This window comes from Dyella halodurans, from assembly GCF_026283925.1.
GTDB lineage: Bacteria > Pseudomonadota > Gammaproteobacteria > Xanthomonadales > Rhodanobacteraceae > Dyella > Dyella halodurans.
Window position 1 is genome coordinate 253,475 of the sequence record NZ_JAPDPF010000002.1, and the last position, 13,502, is coordinate 266,976.

A 13,502-nucleotide genomic window follows, 5' to 3' on the forward strand; every position below is an offset into this window, starting at 1 on the left:
GGCATCTCACCCAGCGTTGATGCCCGAATGCGCCTGACCACGATCAAACTCGCCGGTTTCAAGTCCTTTGTGGACCCGACCACGTTGCACCTGCCAACCAATATGACCGGCGTGGTGGGGCCTAATGGTTGCGGCAAGTCCAACATCATCGACGCCATCCGCTGGGTGATGGGCGAAAGCGCCGCCAGCCGCCTGCGCGGCGACTCGCTCACCGACGTGATCTTCTCCGGCTCCAACGCGCGCAAGCCGGTGGGCCAGGCCACGGTCGAGCTGATCTTCGACAACGCCGATGGCACCATCCAGGGCGAGTACGGCCAGTACGCCGAGATATCAGTGAAGCGCCAGGTCACCCGTGACGGCCAGTCGGCGTACTTCCTCAATGGCGCACGCTGCCGTCGTCGTGACATCACCGATTTGTTCCTCGGCACCGGCCTGGGCCCGCGCAGCTACTCGATCATCGAACAGGGCATGATCAGCCAGATCGTCGAGGCGGCGCCCGACGAGCTGCGCATGCATCTGGAAGAGGCGGCCGGCATCTCCAAGTACAAGGAGCGCCGCAAGGAAACCGAGAGCCGCATCAAGTCCACCCGCGAAAACCTCGACCGCGTGCGCGACGTGCGCGACGAAGTGGACAAGCAGCTCGAACACCTCAATCGCCAGGCCCGCGCCGCCGAGCGCTGGAAGGCCTTGAAGGAAGAGCAGACGCGCAAGGAAGCCGAGCTGCGCGCGCTCGAATACCGCGGGCTCAAGGGTCAGCACGATGGCGAAGGCGCCGGCTTGTCCGCTGCCGAGATCGAGATCGAGCGCGAGCTGGCCGGTCAGCGCCATGTCGAAGCGCAGCTGGAAAGCGTGCGCGAGCGGCACATCGGCGCCTCCGAACATCTGAATGCGGTGCAGGCCGAGGTCTACAAGGTCGGCGCCGAGATCGCCCGCGTCGAGCAGCAGGTGCGTTACAACCGCGAGACGGCCGATCGCCTGTTGCGCTCGCAGGGCGAGACCGAGCGCGAGCACGCCGAACTGGCCGAGCACATCGCCAACGATCGCACCCAGGTGGAAACGTTGCGCATGGCGCTGGCCGAGGGTGAGCCGCGACTGGAGGCCCTGCAGCAGATGCAGGACGACACCGCCGACTCACTGCGCGACACCGAAACCAAGTTGGCCGACTGGCAGCAGCGCTGGGACTCGCATACGCGTACCGCGGGCGAGTCCAGCCGGGCCGCCGAGGTGGAGCGCACCAAGCTCAATTATCTCGACCGCCAGGCGGTCGACCTGTCGCGTCGGCGCGAGGCGCTGGAGGGCGAGCAGAAAGCCACTGATGTGGCGGCGCTGGATGCGGCCGCCGAACAGCTGCAGGTCGAGCACGAAACCCAGCACGAGCGAGTGGAATCGTTGGGCAGCCTGCTCGACCAGCACAAGACCGGTTACGAGAAGGTGCTCGACGAAGAGCGCCAGGTGCAGTCCTCGCTCAACGAGGCGCGCCAGCAGCTGCAATCCGCCCGCGGCCGGCAGTCGTCGCTGGAAGCCTTGCAGCACGCCGCGCTGGGCCAGGAAGAAAGCGCCGCCAGCGGCTGGCTGGCCCGCCTGGGCCTGGACAAGTCGCGCCGCCTGGGTGAGTCGCTGCAGGTGGAAGCTGGCTGGGAAACTGCCGTCGAAACTGCCCTGGCTGGTTTCCTCGACAGCGTGCTGGTGGACGAATCGCACACGTTGGCGTCCGAGTTCGGCTCGCTGGACAACGCCGACGTCGCCCTGGTCAATGCGGCCGAGGGTGGCGTCAACACCGCCGGCACGCTGGCGGCGCACGTGCGCGGCCCAGCGGCAGCGGTATCGATTCTTGCTCATGTGCTGACCGCCGATACGATCGAGCATGCGCATGAGCGCGTGGCCCAGCTTTCCGCCTTGGCGCCGTACCAGTCGGTGATGACGCGCAATGGCGAATGGCTCGGCCCTGGCTGGGCCCGCGTGCGCCGTGCACAGGGCAACCAGGTCGGCGTGCTGGCGCGTGAGCGCGAGATGCGCACCTTGGCCGAACAGATCATGGCGCTGGAAGAGCGCATCGAGGAAGCGACCAACACGCTCGATGACCTGCGCACGCGCAAGTTCGAGGCCGAGCGCGCGCGTGACGACGCCCAGCGCGAGCTGTACAACGCGCATCGCCGCCAGTCCGAACTGGCCGGTCAGTTGCAAAGCCATCGCGGCAAGATGGAAACCGCGCGTGCCCGTGCCGAGAAGGTGGCCGGCGAGTTGTCGGACCTGATCAGCCAGCTCGACGAGCTGCAGACGCAGACCCGCGACGCGCGTGCGCGCCTGGACGAATCGGTCGGCCACATGGGCGACCTGGAAGACCAGCGCCGCGAGCTGGAAAACGAACGCCGTGCCCTGCTTGAGTCGCGCGAGGAAGCACGCATGAACGCGCGCGAGGCGGCCGACCAGTCGCATGCGCTGGCACTGGCAATGGAGTCCAAGCGTTCCTCGCTGGCCTCGCTGGAACAGGCGCTGTCGCGCATGGATACGCAGCTGCGCCAGATCGAGGCGCGCCGCACCGAAATCGCCGAACAGCTCGCCGCGGGTTCCGACCCCATCGCCGAGCTGGAGGCCGAGCGCCAGACTTATCTGGATCAGCGCCTGCTGGTCGACAAGCAGCTGGTCGAGGCGCGCCGTGCGGTGGAGGATTGCGACGCCGAGTTCCGCCGGCTGGAGCAGGAGCGCCAGCGCATCGAGCATGGCCTCAACGGCCTGCGCGAGAAGCTCTCGCAGAAGCGTCTTGCCGCACAGGCCCTGCAGTTGCGCGCCGAGCAGCTGGCTGAAGCGATCACGGCCTCGGGCCTGGAGCTCGAACCCTTGCTGGCCGAGCTGGCCGAAGATGCCGACGCCAGCCAGTGGCGCACGCAGCTGGTCGAGATCGGCCAGAAGATCGTGCGCCTGGAGCCGGTGAATCTCGCCGCTATCCAGGAGCATGCCGAGCAAAGCGAGCGCAAGACCTATCTCGACAACCAGCTCGCCGACCTGGTCAGCGCGATGGAAACGCTGGAGGCGGCAATCAAGAAGATCGATCGCGAAACGCGCCAGCGCTTCAAGGAAACCTTCGACCGCGTGAATGCCGGCGTGCAGGAACTGTTCCCGCGCCTGTTCGGCGGCGGCCACGCTTATCTCGAGCTCACCGGCGACGACCTGCTGGACACCGGCGTGGCGATCATGGCGCGCCCACCGGGCAAGCGCGTGTCCAATATCACCTTGCTGTCCGGTGGCGAAAAGGCCTTGACCGCGGTATCGCTGGTGTTCGCCATCTTCGGCCTGAATCCGGCGCCGTTCTGCCTGCTCGACGAGGTCGACGCGCCGCTCGACGAAGCGAACGTCGGCCGCTTCTCCAACATGGTCAAGGAGATGAGCGAGAAGGTGCAGTTCATCTTCGTCAGCCATAACAAGGCCACCATGGAGGCGGCCTCGCAGCTGTGCGGCGTGACCATGCGCGAAGCCGGTGTGTCGCGTCTGGTGCAGGTGGATCTCGCCGAAGCGGCTAAACTTGCGGGCGCTGCTTGAGGAATCTGACCATGACCGTACAACCCGTGCTTGCCTTCGCCTGGAATCCTGCTGTCGGCATTCCCATGCTGATCGTTGGCCTGATCGTGCTGGCACTGATCTGGTTGTTCGGCCAGCCAAAGAAAGAGCAGGGCAGGCGGCGTGCCGTGGCTGGCCAGGCCGGTGAGCGGCGCGAACCGACCTTCGGCAATGAAGACGCATCACACGACGAGCCGTCCTTCAGCGCACGCGATGATTTCCAACTGGATCCGCTGGACGAACGCCAGCCGCACCAGGGCGAGCTGGACATGGGGCTGCGCGAGGAGCTGGAACGGCTCGGCGCGACGCTGGCGGGCGGCAAGGGTCGGATCGAGCCTGCGCCGCTGACCCGCCCGGGCGGCATCGCCGGATCGATTGTCGATGCGCTGCGCGCACCACCGGAACAGTTCGAACACAGCCTTGCGGGTGCCGCGCCGCATGAATCCGCGCCCGAGCCGGCGCCGGTGCTGGCTCCCGCACCGGCTCCCGCCGCACCGCGCGTGCCGCCACGTTCGGACGTGGGTCGTCGCCCGGAGCGCTTGCCGGTCGAACGCATCGTCACCTTGTTCGTGGTGGCACGCGAAGGAAATGTATTCAACGGCGCTGACTTGATCGTTGCAGCCGAGAAGGCCGGCCTCGAGTTCGGCGACATGGGCATCTATCACCGACTGGTGGACGGCAAGCGCGAGCTGGGGCCGATCTTCAGCGTCGCGAACATGCTCAAGCCCGGCAATTTCGACCTGACCCGGCTCGATGCCTTGCTGACGCCTGGCCTCAGTTTCTTCATGACCTTGCCGGCGCCGATTCCCGCGCTCGATGCCTGGGACACCATGCTGCCGACCGCCCAGCGACTGGCCGAGCTGCTGGACGGCCAGGTGCTGGATGAGGAGCGCAATGCGCTCGGGCGCCAGCGCGTGGCGCATATACGAGACGAGCTGCGCGGCTGGGACCGCGACCACGAAGGCAAGGAAATCACATTCGGTCGTTGAGAATTCCCCCAAGGGGTTACCTTTGTGTATGTAGGAGCGCACCCTGTGGGCGATCCAGGCTGACGAGGTATCACGGCATCGCGTTGTAGGTTATCGCGCACTGGGCGCGCCCCTGCACGAGGTGTTCACCTAAGGGGGAGGCATGACCTGCAAATCGCTGCGTCACTTCGCGTGGCTGGGATTGTTGACGCTCGTCGCATGCACGCATTCCGACCTGCGCCCAGACTATCCACGCGTTCCCAGTACGATGTTGCCGGCAACGGCCGATGCGCCGCTGGCTGCGTACGCGACCCGCCTCACCACCAGGCACACCACCGAATCCGGCGTGCGCCTGATCAGCGATGCGAACGAAGCGCTGCTGGCGCGCATCGCGTTGGCCGATCGCGCCGTGCACTCGCTCGACCTGCAGTACTACACCTTTCATAGCGACGCGACCGGCGAGTTGCTTGCCAACCACCTGATCGCCGCGGCCGATCGCGGCGTACGCGTGAGATTGTTGCTCGATGACCTGCATGTGGCCGGAAACGATGAAGTGTTGCGGGCACTGGATGGCCACCCGCATATCGAGATCCGCCTGTTCAACCCGTTCCTGGAGCGCAACTCGTCGCTATGGGGCATCGGCAAGCAGTTCGCCGGCGATTTCTCGCGCCTGAATCGCCGCATGCACAACAAGGCCTTCATCGCCGACAGTTCGATGGCTATCGCGGGTGGCCGCAATATCGGTGACGAGTATTTCGACGCCAGCGGCAATGTGAACTTCCGCGACCTCGATGTGCTGGTGGTAGGCCCGGTCGTCCAGGAAATCGGCACCGCGTTCGACAACTACTGGAACAGCCAGCTGTCATTTCCCATCGGCGCGTTTCATCACAAGGCCTTGAACCCGGCCGAGGCGGCGAGTATCCGTGAAGACATCAGGGTCAATGCGCGCCTGTTCAGCCAGAGCAACTACGCGCAGAACCTGGTCACGCGTGCGGGCGACGTTACGCATGAAGTGTCCTCCGCCGATTGGGCGTGGGGGCCAGCCACCTATCTGGCGGATGATCCCGAGAAGGCAAACCCAACCACCAGCAACGATGGCCTGACCATGGTGCCGGCGATGCGGGCCTGGACGGATTCGGCGCAGCATCGCCTGACCCTGATCAATCCTTACTTCCTGCCCGGCGAGCGCGGCGTCACTTATCTGCAGAACTTGCGCGACCGTGGCGTGGAAATCCACGTACTGACCAATTCGCTGGCGTCGACCGATGCAGGCGACGTGTACAACGCCTATGCCTCGTACCGCCCGCCTTTGCTGAAGATGGGGGTGAGCCTGTATGAGCTGAAGCCCGACCCCAGCGGCGGGCATGGCGGGGGCAGCCATTTCTTTGGCTCCAGCTCGGGCTCCAACAGCCTGCATGCGAAGGCGATCGTGGTGGATGACGGGCATGCGTTCGTCGGCTCGATGAACCTCGATCCGCGCTCCCTCGACCTCAACACCGAGGACGGCGTCATCATCGAATCACCGGTGCTTGCCCAAGCCTTGCTTGCCATCTTCGCGGACGCCACCCGGCCGACGCACAGCTATAGCGTGTTGCTGGACGGGTCGACGGGGCGCGTCTACTGGCAGGGGCAGCAGTCGGACGGTCAGGTGATCCGCTATGACCACGCCCCCGAAACGACCTGGTGGCGACGTTTCAAGGTGGGGCTGGGCGACCTGTTGCCGATCGAACACCTGCTTTAGAGACGGCGCGCGCCGGCCTCGCTGTGGCGGGACAGATGCACGCGCATGCCGACAAGCGTAAGTTGCGGGCCGTTGGCTGGGCTTGCGCACCCCGCCGTCGAAGCGGGTCGGACAGGGCTACGGCTGGCGATGGGAGCTTGCATGCGCCGTCTTGAGGCTGGTGACAACCGAAGCATCACGGCAGGCTTCCAGGCGACCTCGTGCGTGCCTGCGCGGGTCAGGCATGGCGTGCTGGCCCAATGGCGCTGGTTGGGACTGTGGGTGTTCGGCCTGCTGCTGGCTGCCTGCGCCTCCGCGCCGCATCCGGGCGCACCGTCGGCGGCGCCACCGGACCCCTTGGTCGAAGCCAGGCGACTCTGGCGTGAGCTGCCGCATCAGTCGGACGCCGAAGTGTCCGCGCGGATCGCCATGCATTGCGCAGCGTACGCCTACCTGGCCCTGGGCAGTCGCCATGCGGCCCAGCGACGCGAGGCCGAGGCCATCAGCAACATGTGCAGCGGATTGCTGGTGGACTTTCTGCTCGAGCACGAGCCGCCACGATGGACCGCCGAAACGCTGGAGGTCGGCGAGGCAAAGCTCGCCGTCGAATTCCGCGGGGTGTCGAGCAGCCTGTCGGGGACGATGGCCTTGATCCGCGCCGATACCGTGCTCATCCCGCCCGTGATGGGCACGCGCTATGCGACGCCGGGCCTGGGTATACCGCTGGTGGCCATCCAGGCGCGCTGCACGGATCACCCGGCTTGCCGTCTTTTCCCGTCGGAGGGGGTGGCCCGTCCGGTGACGGCATGGGTCGAGCAGGACGGCGAAGGCATGCCTCATCTGGTCATGACCGATCCGACCCTGCATCCGGACATCGTGGTGAACAATCAGCATGCCGTGCTTGCCAGTGACGTCACCGCGCCGCTGGCCGCGTTGTATGACAAGTCACGGCTGCAACGCCTGGCGATATGGAATCTGCTTGGCGGTACCGAACTGGCGGTTCGCGAAGGCCTTTACCTGTTGGAGGACTACGACCCGAACAAGACGCCCATCATCATGTTGCATGGCCTGGGGCGCAGCCCGCTGATCTGGGCCAGGCTGACCAACATGATCTTCGGCTCGCCCGAATTGCATGCGCGTTACCAGGTCTGGCACGTGGTGTTTCCCACCAATACGCCGGTCTTGCTCGATCGCCACCGCGTCCAGCAATTTCTCGACGATGGCTGGCGCGCGCTGGACCCGTCAGGCGCGGCGCCGGCACGGCAGAACATGGTGCTGATCGGGCACAGCATGGGCGGCGTGATGTCGCGCCTGCTGGCCTCCAATAGCGACGAAGTGATCTGGAATGCCGTCTTCGATGAGCCCGTCACGGCGTTGAGCGGCACTCCCGCCGATATTGCCGTGGTAGACAGCATCTTTCACTTCAAGGCGTATCCGGGCGTAAGCCGGGCGATTTTCCTGGCTGCACCGCATAAGGGCAGTCCGGTTGCCGATGAGTTCATCGGCCAGCTTGCCTTGCGCCTGGTGCGGGTCAGTGCCCCGGAAGTGGATGCGCTGCTGCGCGTGGCCAAGGCCAATCGCCAGCATGAGTCGCTGGCGTTGGCAGCCGACTATCAGAAGGAAGGCCTGAGCAGCATCAGCACCCTGCGTCCGGATCAGCCGGTGAGCCATGCCGCGCAATCGCTGATGCCGGTCGCGAGTGTGCGTTACTACACCTTCGCCGGCAGCCTCCCCGGTGCGCGACCACCCGGAGACGGTTTCGTGCCCCTCAGCAGCGCCATACTGCCCGGGGCCACCTCCACCACGATCGTGAAAAGTGGGCACCAGCTGTATCTCAATGACCAAGTGCTGACGAAGATTCTTGAGATTCTTCGTCAGCCCTGAGATCACTCGGCTCAGTGTGTCGCCAGACTGGGCAATGGCGGGCTCAGGCCGGAGACTTGCGCTAGCGGAAGCTTGATGGGCTCGTTCTCGCCAACGATGGCCCACACCAGCAGCGTGGCGGGCTGTGTCTCGCTCGGATTGCGCGTCATCAGATGATGCACACGCGGTGCCTCGTACCAGCTGTCACCCGTCTTGTAGGTCCTGGGTGCCTGGCCCTCCAGTTGCGAGACCACGCTGCCGTCCAGCACATAGGCGAAGATCGAGCCTGGATGCAGGTGCGGTGCCGCGCTCTGGCCCGGGGCCAGGGTGACCGTGGCCATCATGACGTGCTTGCCCGGTACGTCCGCCAGTGATTGCTTCATCAAGGGCTGGACGTGTTCTTCATCGCCATGTGCATACACGGCGCCGGCGACACCGAGGGCGACGGCGCCTGCAAGGAACGCCGAGGCCGCGCGAGAGAGGTAGGTGTTCATGGCTGCCCCCGTGGCGTCAGGCGGGGAGTTTGCGGAAGGCAATGGCGAAGCGGTTCCAGCCGTTGATCGCCACGATCAGCAAGGTCAGGTCCGTCAACTCCTCCGGCGAGAAGTGGGGTTGCACGGCTTCCCACACACTGTCCGGCGCGTGGCTTTGCGCGATCAGGGTGAGCGCTTCGGTCCATTCCAGCGCGGCGCGTTCGCGATCGGTGAAGAAGGTCGTTTCGCGCCACACGCAGAGCGTGGCGAGGCGACGCTCGTTTTCGCCGGCCTTGCGTGCATCGGACGCATGCATGTCCACGCAATACGCGCAGCCATTGATCTGCGAGGCACGCAGGCGCACCAGGTCGACCAGCGACTTTTCCAGGCCGCTTTTGCCGATGCGCTGCTCCAGGCCCATCATCGCCTTGATGGCATCGGGGTTGGACTTGTAGAAATCGAGACGCTCGCTCATGTCTATGCTCCTGGGTGGTGGCATTCAGTGGAGAAGGTGAGATAAGGCTAGACTGATCATTGGACTACCTAAATGTCCAATTCTCGGCATTTTGAGGTGACCATTGGATATCCAGTTGACCATTGCTGGCCGCCGCGACCTGACGGGCCAGTTGTACCGGCAACTGCGGATCGCCATCGTGGAGGGTCGCCTGTCCGCAGGCGAGCGGCTGCCGTCCACGCGCGACCTGGCCGGGCAACTGGGTGTGTCGCGCAAGACGCCGCTTGAGGCCTACGAACGCTTGATTGCCGAGGGTTTCCTGGTCAGCCATGCGGGTGACGGCACCTACGTCGCCGCAGGGCTGGCGCCGGCGCTTGTCAGTACACGCGCTCGCAATGCCATGTCGCCCAGGCCGGCGTCCGTGTGGAAGCGCGTGCCGGATGCGCTGTCGATGCCCAAGCCCGGCACGCAGCTCACCCATGATTATCTGGGTGGCGTGACCGACAAGGCGCTGTTTCGTGGCGAGGTATGGCGCAAGTGCATCAACCACGCCTTGCGTGTGCAGATGCGCGGACGCGGCGTGTACCACGACCCGGGTGGCGAGCAGGAGCTGCGCTTGGCGATCGCGCGCTATGTCGGCTTCAACCGGGGAATAGCCTGCGACTGGCAGGATGTGATCGTGACGCAGGGGGCGCAGCAGGCCATCGACCTGGCGGCGCGGGTCATGGTCAATCCCGGCGATACCGCGGCGGTGGAGGAGCCGGGCTATCCGCCGGCGCGCTCCAGCCTGCTGGCACTGGGGGCGCGCGTGGTGCCGGTTCGGGTGGACGGCGAAGGCTTGGTGGTAAGCGCACTCCCGGATCATGCCCGGCTGGTTTACGTCACCCCCTCGCATCAGTTTCCGCTGGGCATGCCGATGAGCCTGGAGCGCCGCCTCGCGCTGCTGGAATGGGCATCGGCGCGTGGCGCTCTGATCGTGGAAGACGATTACGACGGCGAGTTCCGCTTCGAGGGGCGGCCGATGGAGTCGCTGAGGAGCCTCGATCGCAGCGGCGTGGTGGCCTATGTGGGCACCTTTTCCAAGACGATTTTTCCCGAGTTGCGCCTGGGCTACGTGATACCGCCCGCATCGCTCACGGCCGACTTCCTCAAGGCCAAGCAGATCAACGACTGGCACGGCAACAGCCTGACCGAGGCCGCACTGGCGCGTTTCATGCTGGATGGCGATTTCGGCAGGCACCTACGGCGCGTGCACCGGTATTACGCCGAACGGCGACAGGCGTTGCTGGGACATCTGGAAGGCGAGCTGTCGCCTTGGCTGGAACCCATTGCGCCGGTGGCTGGCATCCATCTTGCGGCCCGGTTGCGTAAGGGATTGAGCGAGGAAGCCGTGATCGCCAGCGCGCGCGCCGACTCCATAGGGCTGTACGGCATCTCTGGTTTTTATGCCGGCCGACGGGCGAGGCAGGGACTCATGTTTGGCTACGGAGATATTTCGGTGGCCGCCATCCATGCGTCCATGTCCCGGCTCAAAACGGTGCTGGCCCGTCTGTCGCCCTGAATCCGCTGCAAGGTAACGCGCTGTTGCTGAGCAACCAAGCTAACCAAAAGTCGTAGCTGATCAGCCTAGAGAATTCACGCAAATTCAGCATAACCTTGAGCATGATCCAGTCGCATGGGCGGTAGCGCCGAGATGGCCGGATGCAGCGTGGCAGACGGCGAATTCGCGGGTTGCACAGGGAGGTCAGACTTGGTCATTGCGCTGATCCGATCGAGGGGGAGGTCGGGAGCAGCTGATGACACGGACGAGAGGCGTGTGGATGGGGGCAAATAAGGAGCGAACGTATGCGCAAAGTTACGATCAAGTTTCAGGACGTCGCCACGGAGCTTGCTCAGATCAACACCCTGCGGGATGACGTGATGGAGCGTGCGTTCGGCGCTCTGGAAAAGCAGCATGCCTCGCTCGCCACCATGCTGGTGCAGAGCCTGCGCGACCGCGATCGCGCCGTGCGCTGGATGTGCCGGCACCAGAGCGCATTCGACGGCCGCACAGCCTACGAGCTGCTTGCCGATGGCGAAGCGGACACGGTGTGGGACGAGATCGCACTGATGGGTGACGCGCCCGCTGTCGCGCGCTCCAGCGCGGTGCGGATGGCTTATTGACCGTCGCCTGGCATCGGGCGCGCTTGCTCAGGAAGCGGCTGGCAGCGCCCACACGCTATGGGCGTTGCCCGTGCGGGCGCGCCGGGCGGTTGCGCGTGCAAAACACGCAAACAGGATGCCAAGGGCTATGCCGGCAAGGTCGACGCCGAGCACGCGCCCGCTCAGTGGCGTCCACGCCTGCGCGAATGCACTCGCATTGCCAATCAGGTCAGCGACTGCCACGAGCATGGTGAGTACCGCGGTGGCCATGAGCAATTCGACCGTTGCCTTCGCGATAGGGCGAATGCAGGCATACGCACAAGCTGCCAGGAACAGGCCGTAACAGGCGACGCGCTGAGGCATGCCGGCATCCGCGCCCAGCCGGACGGCCAGCCAGGTCGCGGCGAATGCGCCTGAGATACCCAGGCAGGTGCCCAGGAAGACGCCGATGGTGGCGCGCGCCATGACCCGCGTGCGGCGCGGCTGATCGAGATGGCGCCGTTTGCGACGTGATTCGATCCACAGCAGGTTGCCCGAATAGAACAGGAAGGCGCCCGCCAGCCCCAGGATGAAATACAGCCACTGCACGGTGCGCCCGCCGAAACTGCCGAAGTGCAGGCCATACAGCGCGGCATAACTGATGCCGTTAAGGCTGTAAGCATCACCGGCAAAGGTGCGCAGCACGCGGCCGTCGCGCGCGGACAGCACGATCGTGCCGAAGGTGCCCAGCGTGTGCTGCGAAAGCCCGCGCACCTCGGCCACGGCGTTGTAGTCGCCGTAGTGCACGAAATGCAGGTAATCGGGCTCGAACGTGGTGACTCCCAAGCTCAAGGCCGTGGCACGGGCGCGTTCGATCAGCGCCTCGGGAGCAAGCATGGCGGCCGGCGTGCCGCTGGCGGTGACTGCAGGCGTGGTCTGCGTGGCCTGGGCGAAGGCGCTGTAAAGCTTGCCGTCAAACGCGACGGTATTGAGCGTGGCCAGGGTCAGGCCAAGCAGGCAGAACAGCGCGCCGGTGATCGAGAAAATGATGTGGAAGGGAAGGCTGATCACGCCGATCGCATTGTGCGCGTCCTGCCATAGCCGCTTGAGATTACGGCCTGCCCGGATGGCGAACAGGCTGCTCACCAGTTGCGGCAGGTGCATGACGAAACCTGATACCAGCGCCAGACCGTAGAGCAAGCTGACGATGCCCATCAGGTATAGGCCAATCACCGGCAAGCCGAGCGAATCATGCACGGCGTAGATGAAGTCGGCGAGTTCGCTTGCGCCAGCTTCCGTGCGTGGCTCATGCAACTGGCTGGCCGTAGCAAAGCGCTCGTCGTTCTTGTCCTGCCAGAACGCATAGGCCGCATGCGAGGCGTCGATCGGCAGCACGATGCCAAAGTCGTCCTTGGCTGCCGGCTGGGTCGCGACGAGGCGCTCGATCAGCGCGTGTACCGGCACCTCGGCATCCGCCGCGCCACGCCACGGCGGGTTCTGCCAGGTCGCGATGTCGTTGTGGAACACGGTGAGTGCGCCGGCATAGAACGCCACGAACAGCGCAAAGCCGGCCAGCAGGCCGGTCCAGGTGTGCACCGTCTGATAGGTGCGAATAGTGGAGGCTTTCATGGCGTCATCCGTTACTGGAAGCCTGCCGAGCGCGTTGCCCACAGCACGATAAAGGCGGCCGCATTGGCGATGCCGAGCACCATCCAGGCGCGCGTACCGCTGCGGAACATATAGGTGCCGGCCATCAAGCCGATCCATAGCGGAAAGAACAGGATCAGCGCCGGAATGAGAAACGTCGCGCCGCCGTGGGGCAGTAGCCGCAACAGCAAGGCGATCAGCGCAGCAGCGAGCGGGAAGCCGAGCAGGGTGCCGGCCAGGCAGCGCGCCATCATGGCGTGTTCGTCTCGGTCACATCGGCGCTGCGCCACCAGGCGAGATAGGGCAGGATCACCCAGGCCAGCATCAAGGTAGTCAACGCGGCAGCGAGTCCGGCGCCAGTGCCGGCGACCTTCAGCCAGCGGGCGGCACCTGCGATGATCAGCAGCCAGCCTGCCAGGCGCGCCATGACATGCAGCGGGCTCTTCATCAGTTTCTGCTGCCCGCTCGCCAGATAAACGAGAGCGGCGCCGGCCAGATTCAGCAGCAGCGCGCTGAGGGTCATCACGTGGCGTTGTTCCTTGTCAGACCGGAAAGGCGTTGCATCGCCTTTAATGCGAATTATTCTTATTTCGATGGAGCGCCATGTCAACCTTGGCAGGACAAGTTTGACGGGAAATCACTGACAAGACGCGATGTATCTCAGGTGGTGAGATGCGCATCGTGGTATCTTGATTATCGGC

The 13,502-nt window shown here is 65.0% G+C and carries 11 protein-coding genes; 6 read left to right on the forward strand and 5 right to left on the reverse strand.

Annotated elements, in window-relative coordinates:
- The first annotated feature begins 27 nt into the window (after positions 1–27).
- From smc to OUZ49_RS04890, 4 genes are all read left to right on the forward strand, one after another.
- Complete coding sequence (gene smc / locus OUZ49_RS04875) at positions 28–3,537, forward strand: chromosome segregation protein SMC (RefSeq protein WP_266148858.1); 3,510 nt, start codon at positions 28–30, stop codon at positions 3,535–3,537.
- Positions 3,538–3,548: 11 nt separating this feature from the next.
- Positions 3,549–4,544 carry a cell division protein ZipA gene (gene zipA, locus OUZ49_RS04880; RefSeq protein ID WP_266148859.1) on the forward strand — a complete coding sequence of 332 codons (996 nt, stop codon included), beginning with the start codon at positions 3,549–3,551 and terminating at the stop codon, positions 4,542–4,544.
- Between the two features lie 142 nt (positions 4,545–4,686).
- Positions 4,687–6,264 (forward strand): phospholipase D family protein, encoded by a 1,578-nt coding sequence (locus tag OUZ49_RS04885; protein ID WP_266148860.1) that lies wholly within the window; start codon positions 4,687–4,689, stop codon positions 6,262–6,264.
- A 141-nt stretch (positions 6,265–6,405) separates the two neighbouring features.
- A complete protein-coding gene (locus tag OUZ49_RS04890; RefSeq protein ID WP_266148861.1) occupies positions 6,406–8,127 on the forward strand; it encodes an esterase/lipase family protein in 1,722 nt (573 codons plus the stop codon).
- An 11-nt stretch (positions 8,128–8,138) separates the two neighbouring features.
- Here the strand turns inward: OUZ49_RS04890 and OUZ49_RS04895 are convergent, their stop codons facing one another.
- Together OUZ49_RS04895 and OUZ49_RS04900 are read right to left on the reverse strand one after the other, a co-directional pair.
- Positions 8,139–8,600 carry a cupin domain-containing protein gene (locus OUZ49_RS04895; RefSeq protein ID WP_266148862.1) on the reverse strand — a complete coding sequence of 154 codons (462 nt, stop codon included), beginning with the start codon at positions 8,598–8,600 and terminating at the stop codon, positions 8,139–8,141.
- 16 nt (positions 8,601–8,616) lie between these two features.
- Positions 8,617–9,054: a carboxymuconolactone decarboxylase family protein gene (locus OUZ49_RS04900; RefSeq protein WP_266148863.1), complete on the reverse strand. Its 438-nt coding sequence runs from the start codon at positions 9,052–9,054 to the stop codon at positions 8,617–8,619.
- Between the two features lie 115 nt (positions 9,055–9,169).
- On the opposite strand from OUZ49_RS04900, the gene pdxR reads away from it, so the two are divergent.
- Complete coding sequence (gene pdxR / locus OUZ49_RS04905; protein WP_266148865.1) at positions 9,170–10,594, forward strand: MocR-like pyridoxine biosynthesis transcription factor PdxR; 1,425 nt, start codon at positions 9,170–9,172, stop codon at positions 10,592–10,594.
- A gap of 284 nt (positions 10,595–10,878) precedes the next feature.
- Positions 10,879–11,196: an antitoxin Xre/MbcA/ParS toxin-binding domain-containing protein gene (locus OUZ49_RS04910; RefSeq protein WP_266148866.1), complete on the forward strand. Its 318-nt coding sequence runs from the start codon at positions 10,879–10,881 to the stop codon at positions 11,194–11,196.
- A 27-nt stretch (positions 11,197–11,223) separates the two neighbouring features.
- On the opposite strand, the gene OUZ49_RS04915 is transcribed toward OUZ49_RS04910, so the two are convergent.
- Genes OUZ49_RS04915 through OUZ49_RS04925 form a run of 3 tightly spaced genes read right to left on the reverse strand, consistent with a single transcriptional unit; the run spans position 11,224 to position 13,327 of the window.
- Positions 11,224–12,783 (reverse strand): PepSY-associated TM helix domain-containing protein, encoded by a 1,560-nt coding sequence (locus tag OUZ49_RS04915; RefSeq protein WP_266148867.1) that lies wholly within the window; start codon positions 12,781–12,783, stop codon positions 11,224–11,226.
- An 11-nt stretch (positions 12,784–12,794) separates the two neighbouring features.
- Positions 12,795–13,055, reverse strand: coding sequence for a hypothetical protein (locus OUZ49_RS04920; protein ID WP_266148868.1), 261 nt, complete (start codon positions 13,053–13,055; stop codon positions 12,795–12,797).
- Positions 13,052–13,327, reverse strand: coding sequence for a hypothetical protein (locus OUZ49_RS04925; RefSeq protein WP_266148869.1), 276 nt, complete (start codon positions 13,325–13,327; stop codon positions 13,052–13,054). The genes OUZ49_RS04920 and OUZ49_RS04925 overlap by 4 nt, the downstream gene beginning before the upstream one ends.
- Between the last annotated feature and the right edge of the window lie 175 nt (positions 13,328–13,502).

What these genes read in the sequence shown, in the direction of transcription:
- smc (WP_266148858.1), top strand. Translation starts at nt 28, where the DNA reads ATGCGCCTGACCACGATCAAACTCGCCGGTTTCAAGTCCTTTGTGGAC.
- zipA (WP_266148859.1), top strand. Translation starts at nt 3,549, where the DNA reads ATGACCGTACAACCCGTGCTTGCCTTCGCCTGGAATCCTGCTGTCGGC.
- OUZ49_RS04885 (WP_266148860.1), top strand. Translation starts at nt 4,687, where the DNA reads ATGACCTGCAAATCGCTGCGTCACTTCGCGTGGCTGGGATTGTTGACG.
- OUZ49_RS04890 (WP_266148861.1), top strand. Translation starts at nt 6,406, where the DNA reads ATGCGCCGTCTTGAGGCTGGTGACAACCGAAGCATCACGGCAGGCTTC.
- OUZ49_RS04895 (WP_266148862.1), bottom strand. Translation starts at nt 8,600, where the DNA reads ATGAACACCTACCTCTCTCGCGCGGCCTCGGCGTTCCTTGCAGGCGCC.
- OUZ49_RS04900 (WP_266148863.1), bottom strand. Translation starts at nt 9,054, where the DNA reads ATGAGCGAGCGTCTCGATTTCTACAAGTCCAACCCCGATGCCATCAAG.
- OUZ49_RS04910 (WP_266148866.1), top strand. Translation starts at nt 10,879, where the DNA reads ATGCGCAAAGTTACGATCAAGTTTCAGGACGTCGCCACGGAGCTTGCT.
- OUZ49_RS04915 (WP_266148867.1), bottom strand. Translation starts at nt 12,783, where the DNA reads ATGAAAGCCTCCACTATTCGCACCTATCAGACGGTGCACACCTGGACC.
- OUZ49_RS04920 (WP_266148868.1), bottom strand. Translation starts at nt 13,055, where the DNA reads ATGATGGCGCGCTGCCTGGCCGGCACCCTGCTCGGCTTCCCGCTCGCT.